Below are 22627 nucleotides of genomic sequence, written 5' to 3'. Positions count from 1 at the left end.
ATGCTTGACCTCAGGAACATAGTCACAGTTGTAACGCTCGGCAGCGCCCTGCTGATGAGCGGCTGTAATACGTCGCCCGCGCAGAAAGAAGCCTTTGCGGCCACCCTGCCCGGAGGCAAGTATCAGTTGGCGGCGGAATCGCGAACCGATACGGTGCACTTCAAACGGCATGCGGGCGGTTTTTCCGATAATCAGCGCCGCGCCCTTGATCAGATTGCCGAGAAAGCAAGCTGGGCAACCGGCAGCGCCACCGATCTGGTGATCACCACCTCTAACCATCCCGATTCTATTCGGGGTGGTCATGATATGATCGATTATCTGGTGTCGCGGCGCGTCAGCCCGTCGGTTATCACTTTGGCAACGAGTGATGCCTTGCCGGTCGATGTGATTGGCGTCAGTGAGGTCGAATATCGCACCGTGCGCGAGACCTGTAACCGGACCTGGGACAACCTGACCCAGACGGCCAACAATGGGGTGCATAGCAACTTCGGGTGTGCGGTGACGGCCAATATGGCCGCGCAGATTGCTGACCCACGTGATGTAGCCGCTCCGCAGGTCGCTACCCCGTCAGATGCCGGACGAAAGGTCACGGTCATTGATAAATACCGTAAGGGTGAAATCACCTCTTCCGCAGAAAATGATGCGGCCAGAGGCACTGTTTCCGATGCCATTCAATGAATCTGAGCCCGAAAATGACTCATAATCCGTCCACAACCGCTAATCTGCCTGATCCGTTTGATGCGTTCGACGATCAGGATGACTATGCCGCGCCGCTGGAGGGGGGGCACAATGGACACCACAGCGTACTGGATGATCCCTTTGCGGATGAAATCGAGGACGGGCTGGATGTGTCGCTTCGGGATGCAGGCGGCGATCTGCGTCAGGCCCTGACGCCCGCACCCGCCGCTCAGGCATCAGCCATGTCGGGCCTTCAGGCGGCAGCCGGGTTTTCGCCTCAGGCGGGTGACGGGAGCGGAGATGCAATCAGCATTCCGCGTATCGCCATTCACTTCTTTCCGGAAAATGACGGCACGCTTCAGGTGTGTGATACGGCCGCTCTTGATCGCCGCATGAGCCGTGCGCAATCCATCGTCCGAAGGGGCGGGGTGGACGAGGCGGTGGCAGCCTATGAGCAGGAGCCGACGCCGTCCTTGATCATTGTTGAAACCAATGCCCGTGGCCCGGACATTATGGATCAACTGTCACGACTGGCGGAGGTCTGTGACGCTTCGACCAAGGTTGTGGTCATCGGCCAGCACAATGATATTTCACTCTATCGCGAACTGATGCGGGCAGGGGTGTCGGATTATCTGGTGGCACCGGTGCAGCCCTTACAGCTCATCCGGGTTATTGGCGGCCTGTTTACCGATCCGGAAGCGCCCTTCGCCGGTCGCACCATCGCCTTTATCGGGGCGCGCGGCGGGGCCGGATCATCGGCGCTGGCGCATAATTTCGCCTATAATCTGTCGGAATCCATGCAGACCAATACGGTGATTGCCGACTATGATCTGCCGTTTGGTACGGCAGGGCTCGATTTCAATCAGGACCCGCTTCAGGGCATGGCCGAGGCGCTGAATGAGCCTGACCGTCTGGATGCCACCTTGCTTGATCGTATGCTGACCAAGTGCTCGGAGCGTCTGTCGTTGTTTTCGGCACCGGCGTCACTCGATCAGGATTATCTGGCCGACGAAGAGGCCTATGAGGAAGTCACGCGCAAGGTGCGCTCGGTCGCACCCTTTATCGTGCTGGACTTGCCGCATCTCTGGACGCCCTGGCTGAAAAAAGCGCTGATTTCGGCGGACGATGTGGTGATCGTGGCGACTCCGGATCTGGCGTCATTGCGTAATGCCAAGAACCTGATCGATCTTCTGAAAACCTTCCGGCCTAACGATAATCCGCCGAAGCTGGTGCTTAATCAGGTGGATATGCCCGGACGGCCTGAAATTCCGCTCAAGGATTTTACGGCAGCGCTGGGGCTGGTGCCGGTCTGCGCCATTCCGTTTGACCCCAAGCTGTTCGGTCAGGCGTCAAACAATGCCCAGATGATTGCCGAACTGGCACCGGCGTCAAAGGCGCATGAGGCGCTCAATCAATTGACGGCGGCCATTACCGGTCGCACCCCCGAAGTAAAGAAACCGCAGAAGTCTTTCCTCAATAAGCTATTCAGGAAGTGAGCAACCGAAGGTGTTTGGTAAACGACCCTCAGATCCTGTGAACCGGCTTTTTGGGGCCACTGACCCGTCGCGGCCTGTGGCCGCACGGCCTCAGGCCTTAAGTCAGGCACGCGAAGACATCAGAGGTGCCCCGCCACCGGATGCCGGTGGTGGGGATATTGCTACACGTCCGCAAAAGGTCGCGGATACGGCGACGAAGAGCGTCTTGTCTGATCCGGGGGCCGATCTCAGACAGGAAAAGCGGGTCGGCGGCGATAAGGCGTCTGCCGCAAAAGCCAAGCTTAATGCCGGACTTCAGCAGATGCATCAGGCGCAGGCGGTGACGGAAGTCGTCCGTGAACAGTCTGACTATTATCACGCCACCAAGACCGCAATTTTTAATGCCCTGCTGAATACGATTGATCTGTCGCAACTGGCGCAGCTTGATCAGAAGGCCGCGTCCGAAGAAATCCGCGACATCGTTTCTGAACTGGTGGCGATCAAGAACGTCTCCATGTCGGTGTCCGAGCAGGACAATCTGGTGCAGGACATTATCAATGATGTTCTGGGCTATGGGCCGCTGGAGCCTTTGCTGGCGCGTGATGACATTGCCGATATCATGGTCAATGGCGCAAGCCGTGTCTTCATCGAAGTCGGCGGCAAGGTGCAACTGACCAATGTGCGTTTCCGCGACAATATGCAGTTGATGAATATCTGTCAGCGCATCGTGTCTCAGGTCGGGCGGCGTGTCGACGAGAGCTCGCCCATCTGTGACGCCCGTTTGCCGGACGGGTCACGCGTTAACGTCATTGCTGCACCGCTGGCGCTCGATGGCCCGACCCTGACCATTCGTAAGTTCAAAAAAGACAAGCTGACCATGCGTAATCTGGTGGAGTTCGGCTCCATCAGCCCCGAAGGGGCGCGGGTATTGGGTGTGATCGGTGCGTCGCGCTGTAATGTGCTGATTTCCGGCGGTACGGGTTCGGGCAAGACGACGCTCCTCAATACGCTGACGGCCTTTATCGATCCGACCGAACGCGTTATCACCTGCGAAGATGCCGCCGAGCTTCAGTTGCAGCAGCCGCATGTGGTGCGCCTTGAGACGCGTCCGCCGAACCTTGAAGGGCAAGGTACGATTACCATGCGTGATCTGGTGAAGAACTGTCTGCGGATGCGGCCTGAACGTATCATCGTCGGCGAAGTCCGTGGCCCTGAAGCGTTCGATCTGCTTCAGGCCATGAACACGGGCCATGACGGATCAATGGGTACGCTGCACGCCAACTCACCGCGCGAAGCCGTGTCGCGTCTCGAATCGATGATCACCATGGGCGGCTATGGCCTGCCGTCACGTACCATTCGTGAAATGATCGTCGGCTCGATTGATATCATCGTGCAGGCGGCGCGTCTCAGGGACGGGTCACGCCGCATCACCCATATCACCGAGGTTCTGGGCCTTGAGGGTGATGTCATGGTGACGCAGGACCTGTTTGTCTATGAAATCGAAGGCGAGGACAAGCAGGGCCGGATTATCGGACGTCACCGCTCGACCGGTATCGGTCGTCCGCGTTTCTGGGATCGTGCCAAATATTACGGTCTTGAGCGCGAACTGGCGGAAGCGCTTGATGCGTCGGAATAGGGGCCTTTCATGACCATTATCCTGATTGCCCTGCTGTCCTTTGTGGTGCTGGCTTCGCTGGGCTATGTGCTGACGGGTGGCGGCGCATCGGAAGTGGCCGTCAAGCGCGCACAGGCCATTGGCGTCGGCGTCAGCGCCAATCCCAAACGGCAAAAGCAGAGCCGCACGCCTGAAGAACGCCGCAAACAGATCATGGAGCAGCTCAAAGAGGCGGAAAAGCGTGACCGCAAGGAGCGCCTGACGCTTCGGGCGCGGATGCTTCATGCCGGACTGACGCCGGACGTCACCCGTTTCTGGATATGGAGCGTGGTGGCAGGGCTGGTCGGGCTGGTGGTTGTGTTTCTCGTCAGCCGTAACCTGTTCATTGGTCTCGGTGGGGCCTTCGCCTTTGGCTATGGCTTGCCGCGCTGGGTATTGAGTTTTCTTGCCAAGGGCCGCGTCAAGAAATTTACGCTTCTGTTTCCTGATGCCATGGATATTCTGGTGCGCGGCATTAAATCGGGCCTGCCGGTCAATGACGGCCTTAAAATTATCAGTCGCGAGCTGAGTGCGCCACTAGGGCCTGAGTTTCAGCGGCTGGTGGAAAATGTTGGTATCGGCATGTCGCTGGAGCAGGCGCTTGATAAGATGTGCGAACGGATGCCAGCACCGGAGTTACGCTTTTTCTCGATCGTCATCGCCATTCAGTCACGCACCGGCGGCAATCTGGCCGAAGCCCTGGGCAATCTGTCTACCGTTCTGCGGGCGCGGCGCATGATGCGTGAAAAGATCAAGGCCTTGTCGAGCGAAGCCCTGGCGTCTGCCGGTATTATCGGTTCCCTGCCACCGGCGGTGGGGGCTCTGATTTTTATCACGCGTCCGGACTATATTATGATCATGTTTACCGATCTGCGCGGGCAGATGCTGTTGCTGGGGGGGGCGGTGTGGATGCTGCTCGGCATACTGAGTATGCGCAAAATGATCAATTTCAAGTTCTGAGAAAGGGCCAGAGATCATGACCGCCCTTGCCGCCTTTATTATGGACCCGGCCAACCTGATCGCCATAGCGGTGGGGGTTATGGTGTTCATCGCGCTGATCACCCTGTCGCGGTCTATGACCAGCGGCAACAGCCTTGATAAGCGTTTAAAAGCCGTAGCCACACGCCGTGACGAACTGCGCCGTCAGTCGCGCCAGCATCTGGCAAAAGACAATACCATCAGTGGGTTGCGTCACACGGACGATGGCCTGCATAAGACCATTGTTGAGAAGCTCAACCTCAAGACGCTGCTCGAAGACCCCAAGGTGGTTGATAATCTGGCTATGGCCGGTTATCGCGGGCCTAAGCCGGTCTCCACCTTTTACTTCTTTCGGATGATGATGCCGTTCGTGCTTGGCGGGCTGGCGGCGCTCTATATTTTCTTCATCAATGATTTCGGCCTGAAGCTGAACCTGAAAATCCTGATTGCGGTCGGGGCGTTCGTTGCCGGCTATTATGCGCCCAACATCTATATTTCCAATCAGGCGCAAAAGCGGCGCGAATCCATTGTCGCGGCCTTTCCCGATGCGCTTGACCTGCTGCTGATCTGCGTTGAGGCGGGTATGTCTATCGAGGCCGCCATCCATAAGGTGTCGCAGGAAATTGGTTCTAGTTCGATCGAACTGGCCGAAGAACTGTCGTTGCTGGTGGCTGAACTGTCCTACCTGCCCGAACGGCGTATGGCCTATGAAGGGTTGGCGCGGCGCACCAATCATCCCGGCATCAAGGCGGTCTGTACGGCGATGATTCAAGCTGAGAAATACGGTACGCCTCTGGCCACGGCCTTGCGCGTTATGGCCAAGGAAAACCGCGAACTGCGTCTGTCTGCCGCCGAAAAGAAAGCCGCGGCCCTGCCCGCACAGCTTACCGTGCCGATGATCGTCTTCTTCCTGCCGGTGCTGTTTGTTGTGATCCTCGGGCCGGTGATCCTCAAGGTGATGGACATCCAGAAATAGGCAGGGCCTCAGGCCCTGCACCCGTTAGAGCCGAGCCAGATGGCTCTTTCCATATTATAAAAAAAGCCAGTGCATCAACACTGGCCTTTTGAAGTCTGGATTTACCGTCTGCTCCAATTAATGGGTGCAGGGTCTGCGACCCTGCTATTGGCAGGCGAGGCATTCCTCGTAGTCGGTTTTGGCGGTGTCGAAGCTTTCGGCGGTGACTTTTTCATCGGCACCGGCAAAGGCGGCGCGTTGTACCGACTTGGAACGGAGGTAATAGAGCGATTTGACGCCCTGCTCCCAAGCTGACCAGTGCAGCATGTGCAGGTCCCACTTATCGACATTGCCGGGCAGGAAGATGTTCAGCGATTGTGACTGACAGATTTCCGGTGCGCGGTCAGCGGCGAGTTCAATGACCCAGCGCTGATCGATTTCAAAGGCGGTTTTAAACAGATCCTTTTCATCGGCGCTCAGGGCGTCAATGTGCTGAACCGAACCTTCGTGTTCGACGATGGAGTCCCAGACCTCTGGTGTGTTCAGGCCTTTGGTTTGCAGCAGCTTGACCAGATAAGGGTTCTTCACGGCAAACGAACCGGACAGGGTCTTGTGGGTATAGATATTGGCCGGAATAGGTTCGATGCCCGCAGACGTGCCGCCGCAGATGATCGAGATCGAGGCGGTGGGGGCAATAGCCAGCTTATGCGAGAAACGCTCCATCACGCCACGATCGGCAGCGTCAGGACATGGCCCGCGTTCTTGCGCCAGCTTGACCGAAGCCTTGTCGGCTTCGCGGCGCAGGTGCTTGAACAGGCGCATGTTCCATGACTTGGCCATGGCCGATTCAAAGGCCACGCCCTGAGATTGCAGGAAGGAGTGGAAGCCCATCAGGCCGAGGCCGACCGAACGCTCACGCATGGCGGAATAGACGGCGGCGTCCATAGAGTCGGGGGCTGACTGGATGAAGTCCTCAAGTACATTGTCAAGGAAGCGCATGATGTCTTCGATGAAGCGTGGCTCATCGCGCCACTCAAGGAACTTTTCGGCATTGACCGAAGACAGGCAGCACACGGCGGTGCGTTCATTGCCCAGATGGTCGGGGCCGGTGTGCAGCATGATTTCGGCGCACAGGTTCGACTGGCGCACCTTGAGGCCGAGATCGCGCTGGTGCGGGGCCATGGAACGGTTCACCGTATCGGCAAAGATCAGATAGGGTTCGCCGGTCTGCATACGGATTTCGAGAATCTTCTGCCACAGGTTACGGGCGTCAACGAAGCGCACGACTTCGTCGTTCTTGGGCGAGCGCAGACCGAACTGGGCGCCTGCGCGGACGGCTTCCATAAATTCGTCAGTGATCGAGATGCCGTGGTGCAGGTTGAGTGCTTTACGGTTGAAGTCGCCTGAGGGTTTGCGGATTTCGAGGAATTCTTCGATTTCGGGGTGATGCACGTCGATATAGACAGCGGCCGAACCACGACGCAGCGACCCCTGAGAGATGGCGAGTGTCAGCGAATCCATCACGCGAATAAAGGGGATGATGCCTGAGGTCTGACCGGCGCCCTTGACCTTTTCACCTATGGAACGCACGCCACCCCAATAGGTGCCGATGCCGCCGCCATTTGAGGCCAGCGCTACGTTCTCGTTCCAGGTGCCAACAATGCCCTCAAGGGAATCAGGCACAGAGTTCAGGAAGCAGGAGATCGGCAGGCCGCGCGCCGCCCCACCATTTGACAACACGGGGGTCGCAGGCATGAACCACAGGTTCGAAATGTAGTTATAGATGCGCTGGGCGTGTTCGGCATCGTCGGCATAGGAGGTGGCGACGCGGGCGAACATGTCCTGATAGGTTTCGTTCGGCAGCAGGTAGCGGTCATCAAGCGTTGTCTTGCCGAAATCGGTCAGAAGCACATCGCGCGACGGATCGGTGACCACCGTCTGAACCAGCTTCAGCTCAGGGCGTGCCTTCGGACGCACTACCCGATTTGCCTTGAAAGCTGGTTTCTCTTCGCGCTTGGCCGCTTCATTAACTGACATGATCACTCACCCGACAAATATATAGATAGGTGCTCCAGCCCCGGAGCGAAAGGTTTTAGAGCTAAAACTTAATAGCCGTTAACAACTATATATAGTGTGTGACGGCGGCTCTTGCCCCTATATGGGCCATAAGAAGGGAGTCTCGTCAACGGGCAAGTCGCCGCAGAGGGGAAGTTTTTAGTTAATAAAATATGAATAAAATCAGAACCCCAATAGGGACAAGGATTTGTAAAACTATACACCCTCTGGGGATAAATCAGACAGCTGTTAGAGAATCGTCGACGGGGTCTCGGTCAGATAGCGGTCAACCCTGTTTTCCCGGTCAACCAGAACGACTCTGGGGATAATCGGGGCGTCGGTCAGCTCGAAGCCCATGATGATAATCTGCTCGGATTCGTTGATCAGATGTGCGGCGGCTCCGTTCATGGCAATCTTGCCTGACCCGCGTTCACCGGTGATAACATAGGTTTCAAGGCGTGCGCCGGAGGTGTTGGAGACCACCAGCACCCGCTCACCGTCCCACAGGCCAACCGCATCCATCAGGTCCTCGTCAATGGTGATTGAACCGATATATGCCAGATTGGCTTCGGTGACGTAGGCGTTGTGGATTTTCGAACGTAAAAGCTGACGCATGGGAAGGGTACTCCGTAAGGACGGGCCTGTTTAGAGCATCAGGGACGTAAAGGGAATTGTCTTGTTCAGCCGCTAAAGCCGCCTGCGTTCAGGAAGGCGGTTTCCTCCGGTGTTGTCTCACGTCCCAGCAACGGATTACGGTGCGGAAAGCGGCCAAAGCGGGCAATAATATCGCGATGGTCAATGGCGTGCGGTAGCCAGTCTTCGCCCAGTGGTTCATAAAGCTTCACCGCACGTTCCTGATTGGCAAGCGATTCGGAATGTACCAGCGGCAGATAGAAGAAGGCGCGGTGGGAAATGTCTGTTTTCAGGTCGTGACCGGCGGCAATGGCCGTGCGGGCATAGCTGAGGGCCAAAGGGTCGGTGGCGAACATGTGGCCTGTGCCGCGAAACACATTCCGCGGAAACTGATCAAGCAGAAGAATAAGGCTCAGGGCGCTGTCGGCGGCGTCGAGCCAGTGGGCATATTCACCACGGGCGGCGGCAAAATGGGCGTCGTAAAACCGGTCGCGGAATTCGGCGTCAAAAGCATCATCCTTGCTGAACCATTTGGCCGGGCCTGCCTCAAGCCAGAATGTCAGAATATCTTTGGCGAGATCTGATGCGCTCACCTATTCGCTCCACAGGTCATGAATATCGCCCTTGCGGTTCAGCATGTGCACAGCGCGTTTGATGACATTGAGCATGTTTTCGACGCGTGCCTCTTCTTCGTAGGTCAGGGCGGCACGATGCAGGCCATCAAGGGCAAAGCGGGCCAGATCACGGCTGGCCTGAAAGCGGGCGTCATTACCGGCCAGAATAAAGCCCGGCGTGGCACGGCCCATGGCGGCACGATCAAAGGCTTCCTGTGCCGGACGAATAGCCTTGGCGACATCCTCATCCTGCCGGGCGGCGCGCTCCAGCGCCAGAAAGGCGGCAAACGGCACAGAGCTAAGGAGGCGCCAATAGGCGTCAATGGCCCCATCCAGCGCATCCTGATTGGGCTTCAGCTTTCCGGCCTCAAGCTCAAAAGCCGCTTCGCGGGCAGCATGAATATGCCAGGCGGCGGCTTCGACCAGAGCTTCGCGGGTCGGGAAATGATAGAGCATGGCCCCGCGTGTCAGGCCGCAGGCTTCGGCGATGGCGGCATTACCGGCGCGATCATAGCCCAGTTCGGCAAACAGGCGCATCGCGGTTTCAAGGATCTGCACCCTCGTCCGTCGCGATTTCGGCGTATCTTTTGTCGAAGCGGCCTTTGGGCGATCGCTCATGGTTTGTCTTTCCGTGGCCCTGAAGGCAGGAGCGTCTGGGAGGGGGCACAAATCAGGTTGCATGTCAGGTTACATGGGTTTTCGGCGCTTGGCAAAGTTGCGTAAGGGAGCCGTAAATTTTAATTATAGCTGCCTTTGTGTGCGCCGCAACAAAAACAACCGACATATCTGTTTTATAATAGGGTTATGAAGCCTTTAGAGCCGGGCTTCACCGTTCTGACATACAAAAGCGCTTCACAGCGCGGTTAATGCGCACTACAGATGGCGCATAGTTTGTATGGCTATGCAGGAAAAAACATTGCGTATCTTACTGGCGACCGATGCGTGGGACCCTCAGGTCAATGGCGTGGTGACCACGCTTAAGCGTGTAATCGAGCAGTGTGAACTGCTGGGTCATGAATTCAAGATCGTGGACTACAACCGTTTCAAATCGGTTTCATGGCCTGACTATCCGGAAGTAAAGCTGGCGCTCGGCTGTTATGAGGAAGTGCGCGAAATCATTCAGGACTATGAGCCGGATGCGGTGCACATCGCCACCGAAGCCTTTGTCGGCATGGCGGCGCGTCGGGTGTGTCTGGAATGGAAAATGCCGTTCACCACCTCGTATCACACCAAATTCCCTGAATATGTGTCGGCGCGTCTGCCGATTCCTATCGGGGTCGGTTATGCCTATATGCGCTGGTTCCATAAACCTTCGGGGCGGGTGATGGTGGCAACACCGACGCTTCAGAAGGATCTTGAATCGCGCGGATTTAAAAACATCTCGCCGTGGACGCGTGGGGTGGATACTGAGATGTTCCGGCCTGATCTTGAGCCGATATTCACCGATCTGCCGCGCCCGATCATGACCTATATCGGACGCGTGGCGATTGAGAAAAATATAGAGGCCTTCCTGTCGCTTGATCTGCCGGGCACCAAGGTGGTTGTGGGCAAGGGGCCGCAGCTTGAGGAGCTTAAAGCCAAATATCCAGACGTGGTGTTTACCGGCCCGCGCTTTGGTGACGAACTGGCGCGTTCCTATGCCGATTCAGATGTCTTTGTCTTCCCGTCACTCACCGATACGTTCGGTCTGGTGATCCTTGAGGCCATGGCCTGTGGCACGCCGGTGGCGGCCTTTCCGGCGCACGGGCCGATTGACCTCATTCCCGGCACCGGAGCAGGGGTAATTGATGAGGACCTGTCAAAGGCCATTACCGAAGCCTTGACGCTTGATCGCGGCCATGTGCGCCGTCATGCGGAGAAATTCAGCTGGCGGGCCTGTGCGGAGGAATTTATCCGTAATCTGGAACCTTTCCCCTTACCGGAAAAGAAAAAGCTCTGGACGCGTCTGCGCCAGTTACCGCGTCGCCTGAAGCGTAAAAACGTAGCCTGAAAATAAGTCCACCTCTCCGTGGGGAAGCGGAGAGGTGGAATAAGGGTGACAAACAAAACAGGGTCAGACGGGAGGGCCGGCCTTTTGTCCTGTCACCATACGGTAGACCAGTCCGGCCACGAAGAGCACGACAAAGACGACCGCAATGAATTTGGCAATTTCGGCAAAGGTGCCTGCCAGACCGGTAAAGCCGAGCAGGGCTGCCAGAACCGCCAATATGAAGAAGGTGATAATCCAGTTCAGCATAGCACATGCTCCTTTGTGGGGTTTAAGTCACTGAATTATCTGTAGGTTGCCTTCTAAGGGATAAGGATGCAAAAGCACATTCGGGGGGTTCAGACAAAGAAGCCGTAAAACCCCGTCTTGCGTCAGGCCACGACTTCCATACGGTAACCGATGCCGGATTCGGAGACGATGGACTTGCTCAGGCCTTCCTTGACCTCAAGCTTTTCACGTACCTGACCGATATAGACGCGCAGATATTGCGTATCGTCGACATGGGCAGGGCCCCAGACTTCTTTCAGAATCTGCTTGTGGGTCAGCATACGCCCGCGATTGACAAGGAAATAGCGCAGCAGGTCATATTCCTTGGGCGTGAAGGGGACTTTCTGGTCGTCGATAAAGACTTCGTGGCGCACCAGATCCATACGGATCGGGCCATTAACGACGTCTGGTTCACCGACCTCTTTCACAACTGATTTGCGCAGGTTGGCGTTAATGCGCGCCAGAAGCACTTCGGCGCTGAAGGGCTTGGTGACATAGTCATCAGCGCCAAGGTTGAGCGCCGGTGCCGCGTCCATATCTTCGGCACGCGCGGTCAGGACGATGATTGGCACGTTAGACCACTGACGGATCGTAGAAATCACTTCCTTGCCGTCGATGTCCGGCAGGCCAAGATCAAGCAGGATCAGGTCAGGTTTTACCGAAGCCGACAGGCGGATGGCCTGCTTTCCGTTTTCACTTTCGACTACCTTGAAGTCAGCAACATCAAGGAAAATGTTAAGCATTTTGCGGATTTCGTCTTCGTCGTCGACGACCAGAATCGTGTTCTTCTTCTCGATCATTGGTTTCCTCAGTTGATGGCCGTTTACGCCAGACTAGGCTGTCGGCAGATAGAGGGAAAGTGGTAAAGAGGCGAAAATAAAAATTAAATATGGACACCAAGGCATTTACTAAATCGATGCGAATAACGCCCTCAATTTATATAGGAAAACACCTGTAAGCCGGACGCAAGTCGTCTCTTGAAGCCGCGCCTTAGCCTCAATCATCCGCCGCCGCAGTATCGGCCTGTCGCCCCTCACGCGGCACGGGCTGAAAGCCGTGGGCGTAGAACAGGCTGAAGTCACGGGTGCGTTTATGATCAAGTGCGGTTTTCAGCGAACGGGCAGGGTCGGAACTAGCAAAATCCGCACGGATTTCTGGCTCAAAGCGCGGGACATAGGACAGGATCAGCACGTTGCCGCCTGTGGCTTCGGTCAGGGGCGTTTCGGTTTCGGCCTGAGATTTGGGCTGGGCCTCACGTACCCAGGCCTTAAGTGGCACGTCAGGGTTGGCGGCAAACCAGTCACGGCCATAATAGGCAAGGGCATTATAGATGTTGCGGTTGTCGACGGCAATGGCGGTGGGACGCGGGCCAGTGGTGGCCTGTTCGATAACGGCAAAGGTCGTCGCTTCCCAGCCACGGGCGCGTTTGAAGACATTATCAAGGCCAAAGGTGCGGGTGAGGGTGGGGGAAATAGCTGCTAACATGAAGATAATAAGCACAGACACCTGAAAAACGGCACTTAAGCGCACCCCCCATTTCGCCCACGAACGGGTGGCGATGCCTTGGTGCAGCAGGGCGGCGATCAGAAGGCTGGCCGGTGCATAGGCGGAAGCCGCCCAGTTGGCATGGGCGCGTGACAAAAACGCCTGAATGGTGACGAAGATCAGCGGTGGCAGGCTTAGGGCGATCAGACCGAGAATGCGGTCATCAATCCGGCCCTCGGCATCTCTCGGCAGGAGCGGTTTGATCAGCAGACCTGCGGCGGCCACGAGCAGAATGATGAACGGGGCCGGGCCAAAGACGCCAAACTGATCACGGACGAAGGCCGTCAGCGAATCGAGATTGAACATGCGGCTGGCCTGCCAGTTGGCATTGTCAGCGGTGTGCGACACGGTTTGGAAGCCGTGGGCCGCGTTCCATAACAGGTTCGGGCTGATGACCAGCGCGAAGGCGGCGGCGAAAGCGGCCAGAGATAGCCACGACCATGATTTGCGGACGCGCGGCGACAGCAGGGCATGGGCTGAGGCCCCGATCAGAAAATAGAGGCAGGCATATTTGCTTAAGAAAGCCAGACCGAAAGCGGCCCCAAGCGCCAGTGCGGTTTTAAGACGCGCATCAGCGGCCCCTTCGATGAGGCGCACATATATATAAAGGCTCAAAGACAGGAAGAACAGCAGCGGCGCGTCAGTCGAGATAATGGCCGACGACAAAACCACGGCGGGCATGAAGCTATAGACCAGTGCGGCTAATGCGCCGGTGGCATCATTAAACCAGCGCCGTCCCGTGGCCCAAAGTAGCAGGGCCGTACCGAAATGCAGGAAGGGTGCGGAAAGGCGGACAAAGGCTTCGCCATTGCCGCCGATCAGGGTGGTCAGATGGATCAGCCAGGCGATCATCGGTGGCTTGGAATAATAGCCGAAATCCAGTTCACGTGACCACAGCCAGTACTGCGCCTCATCCGGATACAGATCGGTGAAGTTGGTAAACAGCAAAATGACGCGCAAGGCCAGAAGACCGGTCAGGCCCCACAGGACATAGGGGCTGAAACGCCAGCGTGTGTCAGATGTGTCCATGTTCATGGCCCTTACTTCAATCCGTTTCCGAATATAGGGATTTCACCGTCAGGCAAGTGTTTAAACGAAGCCCCGAAGTCAAGGCTTTGAATAACAAGGTTTTATGTGTCGGTTTGATGACGGGTTTGTGGCCTTTGAGGCACAGGCGTGGCCCATGTTGCACTGCGAAGGCAACTGTAATGAGTCTGTCATGTGCCTGTCACCAAAGTTTCGCGTCCTTCCGTCAGAACCCGCCTCAGACAGTTTTCAAGCCGTCTTTTTATAAAGCCGCCCCCCTGACGCCTCTGGGTCTGGTTGTGGGCTGTGTAATTTCGGAGAAGGGATACTCCTGATATGAAACTTAACAAATCATGGATTTTGGCCGGTACGGCCCTGACGGGGCTGATGATGGCTTCGGGTGCATTTGCCCAGTCTACCGCCACCCAGGATGTTGAAGCCGTCACCGAAGTGGTTGTTACCGGTCAGCGCGCTCTTGGCCCAACCAAGCGTGAACGCGGCCCCAAGGCCAAGACCACTATCGGTCAGGACACCTTGTCTGTTTCTAATCCCGGCCAGACCTTTGCCGATTCCCTGAACCTTGTGCCCGGCTATAACTTCACCAACAATGATGCCTACGGGTCTTCGGGTGGTGAGATCATGATGCGCGGTCTGGACAGCGCCCGTGTATCGCTGGCGATTGACGGTCTGCAAATCAACGATTCCGGCAACTATGCCGTCTATACCAACCAGATGATCGATTCCGAGCTTCTGTGTACGGCCAGCGTGTCAACCGGTGCGACAGACGTTGACTCGATGTCCTCCTCGGCAACCGGCGGTACGGTCAACGTCGCCAGTTGTACACCACGTGAAGACTTCGGTGGTACGATCAAGCTGGCTGTGGGTGAATCCAACCATAAATATGGCTTCCTGAAGTTCGACACGGGTGCCATTGGCCCGTGGGGGACGCGCGCCTATCTGGCCTATACGCAGTCTGACACCGATACCTGGGGTAACGAGCTGTCTTTCAACGACGAAGGCAAGCTGAAGAAGAAGCAGTGGAACGCGATGGTCTATCAGGACATCGGCGATTACGGCTCGTTCATCAGCGCCGCTGCACACTGGAATGAAAACCGCAACCACTTCATGCCACGCCAGAGCAAGGCGCAGATCATCCAGAACGGCTATGGCAATGACACCTTCAGCAATCGCGGTTCGGTCAATCCGTCCGATACCGGCAATATCCGTATCAAGTCACGCTGGGTCATCACCGACAAGCTGACCCTGACGGTTGATCCATCGTTCCAGTATACGACTGCTCTGGGTGGTTCGACGGGTACGATCAATGAAGCCAAACGTTATCTTACGTCTGGTGCAGGCGCTGGCCAGATGATTGGTGACAGCAACACAGCGATTATTCTGGGTTCGCGTTGGTCAGAGCTGGAGAGCTTTGATCTGAACGGTGATGGTGTTATCGGCACGGCATCTGTTTATCGTCCGAATATCACCAACACGATGCGCTATTCGCTGCAATCGTCAGCCATCTATCGCTTTAACGAGTTCCATACGTTCCGTGTGAACGCCTCGTTTGATCGTGCACGTCATCGTCAGTCAGGTGAAATCTCGCTCCTGAACGCTGACGGTTCCCCCAAGAACCCGTTTTCGGCCAAGTTTGAGGGTGACCTTTGGGTGCGTAACGCCGATGGCAGCTACCTGCGCCGCCGTGACCGTCTCTCCTATGCCGATGTCGATGTAATCTCGGCAGAATATCGTGGTCGTCTGCTGGAAGAGCGTCTGTTCCTTTCGATTGGTATTCGTCACCAGACACTTGAGCGCGAGTTGAACCAGTACTGCTATTCGCCGGTTACCGGTGGTGGGTCGAATAACCCCGTTTGTACAACAGGCAATATCCTGACGACGACGGACATTGCGGATAGCGATGTGAAGGTTGTGACGATCGAAGGACAGTTCTCCACCAACACCACGACCGGCGTTCAGACGGCTAATCAGTACTTCACGCCGTATCAGCGCAATGTCTCCTTCTCGAAGACTCTGCCGAATATCGGTGCCACCTGGAATTTCGATCATGGCGGGCAAATCTTCGCCACCTACGCCCAGTCGATGTCGGCACCACGTACCGACGTTTACTACAACGTCGTGCTGCGCGATAATCGTATGCTGGTGAAAAATCCGAATCCGGAAATCTCGGATACGATTGAATTGGGCTATCGTTATGCCCAGCCTAACTTCAGCGCCACGGCGACCGTCTATATGGCGAAGGATAAGGATCGTATCGTTTCAGCCTATGACGCTGAGACCGAAACCACGACAGATACAAATGTTGGCGAAGTAGAACGTAAGGGCTTCGAGGCTTCGGCTGCCTATTCACCCGTTGATAATCTGGTGTTTAATGCCGGTCTGACCTATACCGATACAGAGATGCAGGGGGATATTCCAGGCTCTGGCGGGGCTGTCATCCCGACAAAAGGTAAGGCTCTGACGGGCATGCCTAAGTGGATGTGGACGGCTGGCATGAACTACGCCATCACGTCGAACCTAAATCTGAACCTTGACGGTAAGTATGTTGGTGATCGTTTCTACTCGTACATCAACGACGAAGTGGCTGCACGGTATATGGTGTGGAATGCCGCCCTGCGTTACGATTTGCAGCAGTTCGCCGAGGGCACCTACGTGCAGTTGAACGTTTCCAACCTGTTTGATGAGCAATATCTGCACGGCACGGGTTATATAGACAACCAACTGCCATACGTGAACAATCTTGGCACAAATGTTCGTGGTGGAAGCAACGTTCTGTACCAGCTTGGGGCACCGCGTACAGTATCTGTGACCCTGCGTACGCAGTTCTAAGCGTAAACACGGATTGAATACAAAAGACGGCCCATCAGCAATGGTGGGCCGTTCTTTTTTGTCTGTTCTTTTTGCCCGTGACAGCATGGTCAAAACCGGAGACCCTGTGTAATAAGGGGGAACGGTGATTTGTTGATCAGGGTAGTAAATGAGCCAGAATTCGTCGCTTGCGCGTCTTGTCCCGGCAGAATGGGACGGCCATAAGGCCATGTGGGTCGGGTTCCCGAGCCACGAAAATCTTTGGCAGGAAGACCTCATTCCGGCGCAGGCCGAGGTGGCGGCGCTGGTACGTGTTCTGGCCGAGGCGGGTGACGAAAACGTCAAGCTTCTGGTGGCGGGGGAAGCCGCTAAAAAGACGGCTCAGACCCTGTTGGGGGATGTCGCGCGGATAGAAATCGTCGAAGGCCGTTTCGGTGATATCTGGCTGAGGGACACCGGCCCGATCTATGTGTCGGCCGAAGATGATGCCGATCGTCTGCATACGCTGCCGGTGGCCTTTCTTAACAATGGCTGGGGCGGCAAATATCATCTGAAATATGACGATGAGGTCGCGGCTCAGATTTCGGCGCATGACGGGTACGAACCGGCGCAGGAAGGCTTTATCCTTGAGGGCGGGGCGTTGGAGCATGACGGCTTCGGCACGATCATCACTACGCGTCAGTGCCTTCTGAACCCTAATCGTAACCCTGACTGGACGCAATCGACGGCCGAGCGGGCGCTTGAGAAGGCGCTGGGGGCGCGTAAGGTCATCTGGCTCGATGACGGCTTGCTCAATGATCATACGGATGGCCACATCGATAATCTGGCGCGGTTTGTCGCGCCGGGTGTGGTGGCCTGTCCGGTGGCTTACGGGGTCGATGATCCGAATGCGGATATTTATGACCGCACGGCGAAATTCCTGAGCCAGCAGACCGATGCACGCGGCATGCCGCTTCAGGTCGTGCGTATCCCTTCGCCGGGTAAGATGGTTGACGAAGAGGGCGAGGTCATTCCGGCGTCACACATGAACTTCCTGATCGCCAATGATTGCGTGGTGGTGCCGGTCTATAATGATCGGGCCGGCGAACTGGCGGTAGAGGCATTCCAGACCCTGTTTGCCGAACGTCAGGTCTTCGGGCTGGCGTCCAATGCCATTCTGACCGGCGGTGGCTCTTTCCATTGCATCAGCCAGCAGGTTCCCCACATTAAGGGCTAATGAGCATGACCCGTACTGTACGCGTAGCGGCGCTGCAAACCGCCTATGGGCCTGATATGGCCGCCAATATTGAGACCACGGAAACACTGGTGCGTAAGGCTGCGTCCAAGGGTGCGCAGATCATCCTGCCGTCCGAGCTGTTTCAGGGAGAATATTTCTGCACGTCTCAGGAAGAGAAGTGGTTTGATACGGCGTTTGAGTGGCGCACCCATCCGTGCGTGCTGGCCATGCAAAAGCTGGCGGCGGAACTGGATGTCGTGATCCCGACCTCGATCTATGAGCGCGAGGGGCCGCACTATTTCAATTCGCTGGTGGTGATTGATGCCGGTGGCGAATTGCTTGGGGTTTATCGTAAAAGCCATATTCCTGACGGGCCGGGCTATCAGGAAAAGTATTATTTCAGGCCGGGCGATACGGGTTTCAAGGTGTGGGACACAAAGTTTGCCCGCATTGGCGTCGGTATCTGCTGGGATCAATGGTATCCGGAATGTGCACGGGCTATGGCGCTTCAGGGGGCGGAGGTTCTGTTATATCCTACCGCCATTGGTACGGAGCCGCATGACGACAGCCTTGATACGGCCGCGCCCTGGCAGAGGGTGATGCAGGGGCACGCGGTGGCCAATGTTATCCCCGTGGTCGGTTCCAACCGCATCGGCACCGAGACGCTGATTTCCCCCCAAAGCGGTGAGGGCCAGACCTTCTACGGCCACAGCTTTATCGCCAATCACAGAGGCGATCTGGTGGAATCATTCGGACGCGACGAGACGGGGGTTCTGGTAGCTGAGTTCGATCTCGACTTCCTGAAAACGCATCGGGCGGCATGGGGCTTTTTCCGTGACCGCAGGCCTGATCTCTATGGAGCCTTGAGCACAGGGCGGCCCGCCTAACCACCGCTGGTGAGCGTGCCGACTATGGCATAGGCCGCATAAGCGATCCATATGCCGCCACCGGCTATGGCCAGTATAAGGGCGCTCCATTCGGCTGAGTTGCGGGTGTCGCGGATGGGTTCGCCCGCTACAGTTTGAACGCGCCGATAGCCGCTGGGCTGCACGGCGGGGGCGACTGTGTCGGGCCAGCCTTCGACCTTATCTGTCGGGTGGGTATAGGTGCTTTCTTTCATAGCCTTACCTCCGTTGGGTGTGTCCTGAGGGTAGGGGCAAGCGCCGTAAGACCGACAGACCGAACAGGGTTCTGGGCTGTTAATTCATGATAAGCGCGCCGACGATGAAACTTCGGTCTTGCATTTTAGCGGCTTAATCCGCATATAGGCCCTGAGATCGTGCGGGCGAAGGCCTCGCCAATCTGGTCAGGGCCGGAAGGCAGCAGCCACAACGAATTCACCTTCGGGTCGTGCGGTCTCACCTTATCCCCAAAATTTAAGCATACGGGTACGGCGTTTTCGGGCTGGCATTGGCCCTGATTGCCGCTATAAATCCCTCATGACCGATATGCCTGACACCGAAGACCCGTTTGCCGATGCGCCTGTCCCAGAGCGCGACGAAAACACGGCTGATATTTTCGGCGATAATGCACCGGTGAGTGCGCCGGTTGACAAGAACGCAGCCTATACGGTGCTGGCGCGGAAATATCGCCCACGCAGCTTTGATGACCTGATCGGGCAGGAAGCCATGGTCAGAACCCTGTCCAATGCCTTCGCGACGGGCCGGATTGCCCATGCCTTTATGCTGACGGGTGTGCGCGGGGTCGGTAAAACGACCACGGCGCGGTTGCTGGCGCGGGCGCTGAATTATGAATCCGATACGGTCAAGGGGCCAAGCGTCGATCTGACGGTCTTTGGGGCGCACTGTCAGGCGATCATCGAAGGTCGCCATATCGACGTTCTGGAGCTTGATGCCGCGTCGCGTACCGGTGTCGATGCCATGCGCGAGTTGCTTGAGAGCGTGCGTTATGCGCCGGTTGAAGCGCGCTACAAGGTCTATGTCATCGATGAGGTGCATATGCTATCGACGGGGGCGTTCAACGCCCTCCTTAAGACGCTTGAGGAGCCGCCGCCCCACGCCAAGTTCATCTTTGCGACGACGGAAATCCGCAAGGTGCCGGTGACTATCCTGTCCCGCTGTCAGCGTTTTGACCTGAGGCGTGTTGAGCCCGAAACCCTGACACCGCATCTGGAGAAAATCTGCCGTCTTGAAGGCGCGTCGATTGAGCCAGACGCCATTGCCCTGATTGCCCGTGCCGCTGAAGGGTCGGTCCGCGATTCGCTGTCGCTGCTTGATCAGGCGCTGGTGCAGGCCGAGGCCGGTCAGAGCGTCTCGGCGGAAACCGTGCGCGACATGCTGGGGCTGGCTGACCGGTCGGCGACGCTGTCACTGTTTGAAAATATTATTTCCGGTCAGATTCAGGAGGCCCTGCTGGCGTTCCGCACGCTCTATGGGTTTGGCGCCGATCCGTCGCAAATCATGGGCGATCTGCTGGAATATTGTCACGCGACCTCGGTGGCCAAGGTGCTGGGGGCGGAGGCGACGCGTTTGCCCAAGGAACCGGCGTCACGCGTAACGGCGTTAGGGGCGCAGTTGTCGGCGGGCACCTTGTCGCGTTTGTGGACATTGCTGCTTAAGGCATTTGAGGAGGTGCGGCGCGCGCCTGATCCGGCAGCCGCAACCGAAATGGCGCTGGTGCGTATCTGTTATGCGGCGGATCTGCCGGGGCCTGAGACGCTTCTGAAGCGTTTGGAGGCCGGTGAAAACCTGCTGGGCGGTGGCGGGGGTTCGTCTGGCGGTGGCGGCGGTGGCGGTTCTGGCCCGCGCGCAGCCTTGCGTACCCATGCGGCGGTTCTGCCGCAGATTCAGCTCAACAGCTTTGAGGATGTGCTGGCCCTGATCGGCGAGAAGCGCGACATTGGTTTGCGCGTCGATGTAGAACGCTATGTGCGTCTGGTGTCGTTTCAGCGCGGGGCCATCACCTATGAGCCAGCCCCCCATGCGCCGATTGATCTGGCGCGCAAGCTGTCGGCACGGCTTAAGGAGTGGACGGGCGAACGCTGGCTGATCGCCACAGAAGGCGGCGGCGGGGCTGAGACGGTGCGCGAACGCGATGAACGCGAACGGGCGGAAATTCTTGAGGCGGCCAGAAAAGACCCGTTTGTATCGGCGTTTCTGGCGGCCTTTCCCAAGACGGAACTGAGGGTGAATAATAAGCCCGCACCGGTGCTGGCAGCCGATGCCGCACCCCCTGAAGATACTGACGAAAAGGATAATGACTGATGGATTTGAATGCTTTGATGAAGCAGGCTCAGGCCGTGCAGGAAAAGTTCGCCGAAGCGCAAAATAAGATGAACGAGGTCGTTGTTACCGGTGAAGCCGGTGCGGGCCTTGTAAAGGCTGAGCTTAAAGGCGCTGGTGTGCTGGTGTCCCTGACGATTGACCCGAGCCTTCTGAATGCCGATGAGGGTGAGGTTCTGTCTGACCTGATCATCGCCGCCCATGCCGATGCGCGTAAAAAGCTGGATGAGGAATCGTCGCGCCTGATGAAGGAAGCGGCGGGCCCGTTCGGCAATATGCCTCTGCCGAAATTGTTTTAACCGTTTATGGCGTCCGGCGCAGGCCCTGAAATTGAACGTCTGATGGCGCTTTTGTCGAAGTTGCCAGGGCTTGGGCCGCGTTCGGCGCGGCGGGCGGCGCTGGCGCTTTTGAAGCGGCGGGAACAGCTTTTGTTGCCATTGACCGCCGCGATGCAGGATGCGGCGGAACGGGTGACAACCTGTTCCAACTGCGGGTCGCTGGCGACGCAGGACCCTTGTCCGGTCTGTGCCAATCCGTCACGTGACCGGACGATGATCTGTGTGGTCGAAGAAGATTCCGCCTTGTGGGCTATGGAGCGCGTGGGGGCCTTTGGCGGTCAGTATCATGTACTGGGGGGGCTGTTGTCGGCGCTTGATGGGGTGCGGCCCGAAGATTTGCGTTTGTCAGGTCTGTTCCGGCGCGTCGAGGGGCGTCAGGTGCAGGAGGTGGTAATGGCCTTACCCGCAACCGTCGAAGGCCAGACGACGGCGCATTATATTGCTGATCACTTGACGAAAATGGTGCCGGATGTGCGTATTACCCATCTGGCGCGCGGGGTGCCGGTCGGTGGCGAGCTTGACTGGCTTGATGACGGGACGATTGCCCACGCGTTCAAATCACGGCGGTGAACGAATAAGGGGGTAGATATGCATCTATTGCGTGGAATTATACTGGGTGTCGGCCTTGTAGGCTTAAGCGCATGTGCCAGTGCGCCCCCTGCGAACGACGAAGTCGATCAGTCATTCAAAACAGCACTGGGCATTGAGCCAGTGACGGATTTTGACACGCGTATTCGCAAGGCAGATGCCTATCCCTTGGGGGACGCGAAAAATCCGGTGCGTGTTAACAGTCCTGCGGGACAGCGCGAGTATCTGTCGCGACTGAGGTGTGAGAACGGGCAACCACCGGCATTCCACCGTGTGGGCAGTTTCGGTCTGGGGCCATATGAAAACATTATTGACGGATATGAAGTGACCTGTTCGGGGTCGCAACCGGAAAAGACCATGATCTATATGGACATGTATTTTCTTAAGCACATCGAGACGCGTGCGGTGGAGGGGTTCACGCGGGTGACACCGCCGATAAACTGGCCCGATCCCAATAAGCGGCCTGAGGTGACAATGCCGCCGGTGCCGAAGTAAGTCGTTGTGACAAGTGGCGAGTGCCGTTGCCTCCTCCACCTCGACTTCGCTCGGC

21 protein-coding genes and 1 other RNA gene are annotated in these 22627 nt (G+C 57.0%); 14 read left to right on the top strand and 8 right to left on the bottom strand.

What is annotated here, in order from left to right:
* From E5201_RS01000 to E5201_RS00980, 5 genes are read left to right on the top strand one after another with little or no spacing between them, the layout of a single operon-like run.
* Positions 1-678, top strand: a complete 678-nt coding sequence (locus E5201_RS01000) for a CpaD family pilus assembly protein (protein WP_140984133.1) — start codon at positions 1-3, stop codon at positions 676-678.
* 14 nt (positions 679-692) lie between these two features.
* Positions 693-2174 carry a CpaE/TadZ family protein gene (locus E5201_RS00995; protein WP_140984132.1) on the top strand — a complete coding sequence of 494 codons (1482 nt, stop codon included), beginning with the start codon at positions 693-695 and terminating at the stop codon, positions 2172-2174.
* A gap of 37 nt (positions 2175-2211) precedes the next feature.
* Positions 2212-3789, top strand: a complete 1578-nt coding sequence (locus E5201_RS00990) for a TadA family conjugal transfer-associated ATPase (RefSeq protein WP_425456551.1) — start codon at positions 2212-2214, stop codon at positions 3787-3789.
* 9 nt (positions 3790-3798) lie between these two features.
* A complete protein-coding gene (locus tag E5201_RS00985) occupies positions 3799-4767 on the top strand; it encodes a type II secretion system F family protein (protein ID WP_140984131.1) in 969 nt (322 codons plus the stop codon).
* A 16-nt stretch (positions 4768-4783) separates the two neighbouring features.
* Positions 4784-5761 (top strand): type II secretion system F family protein, encoded by a 978-nt coding sequence (locus E5201_RS00980; RefSeq protein ID WP_140984130.1) that lies wholly within the window; start codon positions 4784-4786, stop codon positions 5759-5761.
* Between the two features lie 144 nt (positions 5762-5905).
* Here the strand turns inward: E5201_RS00980 and E5201_RS00975 are convergent, their stop codons facing one another.
* The 4 genes from E5201_RS00975 to E5201_RS00960 form a co-directional block, all read right to left on the bottom strand.
* On the bottom strand, positions 5906-7777 hold the full coding sequence (locus tag E5201_RS00975; RefSeq protein WP_140984129.1) for a ribonucleoside-diphosphate reductase subunit alpha: 1872 nt from the start codon (positions 7775-7777) through the stop codon (positions 5906-5908).
* Positions 7778-8044: 267 nt separating this feature from the next.
* Entirely contained in the window at positions 8045-8410 is a 366-nt protein-coding gene (gene panD, locus E5201_RS00970; protein ID WP_140984128.1) for an aspartate 1-decarboxylase, read from the bottom strand.
* A 65-nt stretch (positions 8411-8475) separates the two neighbouring features.
* Positions 8476-9021, bottom strand: coding sequence for a DUF924 family protein (locus E5201_RS00965; RefSeq protein ID WP_140984127.1), 546 nt, complete (start codon positions 9019-9021; stop codon positions 8476-8478).
* Complete coding sequence (locus tag E5201_RS00960; RefSeq protein WP_140984126.1) at positions 9022-9660, bottom strand: TetR/AcrR family transcriptional regulator; 639 nt, start codon at positions 9658-9660, stop codon at positions 9022-9024.
* Positions 9661-9958: 298 nt separating this feature from the next.
* On the opposite strand from E5201_RS00960, the gene E5201_RS00955 reads away from it, so the two are divergent.
* On the top strand, positions 9959-11032 hold the full coding sequence (locus E5201_RS00955) for a glycosyltransferase family 4 protein (protein WP_140984125.1): 1074 nt from the start codon (positions 9959-9961) through the stop codon (positions 11030-11032).
* A gap of 63 nt (positions 11033-11095) precedes the next feature.
* Here the strand turns inward: E5201_RS00955 and E5201_RS00950 are convergent, their stop codons facing one another.
* The 3 genes from E5201_RS00950 to E5201_RS00940 all read right to left on the bottom strand — a co-directional run bounded on the left by E5201_RS00950 (position 11096) and on the right by E5201_RS00940 (position 13870).
* Positions 11096-11278, bottom strand: a complete 183-nt coding sequence (locus E5201_RS00950; RefSeq protein WP_140984124.1) for a DUF1328 domain-containing protein — start codon at positions 11276-11278, stop codon at positions 11096-11098.
* 122 nt (positions 11279-11400) lie between these two features.
* The gene (locus E5201_RS00945) at positions 11401-12096 is read right to left on the bottom strand and encodes a response regulator (protein ID WP_140984123.1); all 696 of its coding nucleotides are present in this window, start codon (positions 12094-12096) and stop codon (positions 11401-11403) included.
* Between the two features lie 196 nt (positions 12097-12292).
* Positions 12293-13870, bottom strand: a complete 1578-nt coding sequence (locus tag E5201_RS00940) for an ArnT family glycosyltransferase (protein ID WP_181404501.1) — start codon at positions 13868-13870, stop codon at positions 12293-12295.
* A 333-nt stretch (positions 13871-14203) separates the two neighbouring features.
* Here E5201_RS00940 and E5201_RS00935 point away from each other — a divergent pair, with 333 nt between their 5' ends.
* The 3 genes from E5201_RS00935 to aguB all read left to right on the top strand — a co-directional run bounded on the left by E5201_RS00935 (position 14204) and on the right by aguB (position 18796).
* A complete protein-coding gene (locus E5201_RS00935) occupies positions 14204-16714 on the top strand; it encodes a TonB-dependent receptor (protein WP_140984121.1) in 2511 nt (836 codons plus the stop codon).
* Between the two features lie 148 nt (positions 16715-16862).
* Positions 16863-17909 carry an agmatine deiminase family protein gene (locus E5201_RS00930; RefSeq protein ID WP_140984120.1) on the top strand — a complete coding sequence of 349 codons (1047 nt, stop codon included), beginning with the start codon at positions 16863-16865 and terminating at the stop codon, positions 17907-17909.
* Between the two features lie 5 nt (positions 17910-17914).
* Complete coding sequence (gene aguB / locus E5201_RS00925; protein WP_140984119.1) at positions 17915-18796, top strand: N-carbamoylputrescine amidase; 882 nt, start codon at positions 17915-17917, stop codon at positions 18794-18796.
* On the opposite strand, the gene E5201_RS00920 is transcribed toward aguB, so the two are convergent.
* Entirely contained in the window at positions 18793-19029 is a 237-nt protein-coding gene (locus E5201_RS00920) for a hypothetical protein (RefSeq protein WP_140984118.1), read from the bottom strand. The genes aguB and E5201_RS00920 overlap by 4 nt on opposite strands.
* Before the next feature lie 150 nt (positions 19030-19179).
* Between E5201_RS00920 and ffs the strand changes: the two genes are divergently transcribed.
* From ffs to E5201_RS00895, 5 genes are all read left to right on the top strand, one after another.
* Positions 19180-19275: signal recognition particle sRNA small type (ffs, locus tag E5201_RS00915), an RNA gene on the top strand.
* 73 nt (positions 19276-19348) lie between these two features.
* Positions 19349-21133 (top strand): DNA polymerase III subunit gamma/tau, encoded by a 1785-nt coding sequence (locus E5201_RS00910; RefSeq protein ID WP_140984117.1) that lies wholly within the window; start codon positions 19349-19351, stop codon positions 21131-21133.
* Entirely contained in the window at positions 21130-21450 is a 321-nt protein-coding gene (locus E5201_RS00905; protein ID WP_246050373.1) for a YbaB/EbfC family nucleoid-associated protein, read from the top strand. Before E5201_RS00910 ends, E5201_RS00905 begins: the two co-directional genes overlap by 4 nt.
* Positions 21451-21456: 6 nt before the next feature.
* Positions 21457-22059, top strand: a complete 603-nt coding sequence (recR, locus tag E5201_RS00900; protein ID WP_140984115.1) for a recombination mediator RecR — start codon at positions 21457-21459, stop codon at positions 22057-22059.
* Positions 22060-22077: 18 nt separating this feature from the next.
* On the top strand, positions 22078-22572 hold the full coding sequence (locus tag E5201_RS00895; protein WP_140984114.1) for a hypothetical protein: 495 nt from the start codon (positions 22078-22080) through the stop codon (positions 22570-22572).
* Positions 22573-22627: the final 55 nt, after the last annotated feature.

The sequence above is a fragment of the Asticcacaulis tiandongensis genome (genome assembly GCF_006475605.1).
Lineage (GTDB): Bacteria > Pseudomonadota > Alphaproteobacteria > Caulobacterales > Caulobacteraceae > Asticcacaulis > Asticcacaulis tiandongensis.
This window is presented reverse-complemented; position numbering and strand designations above follow the sequence as displayed.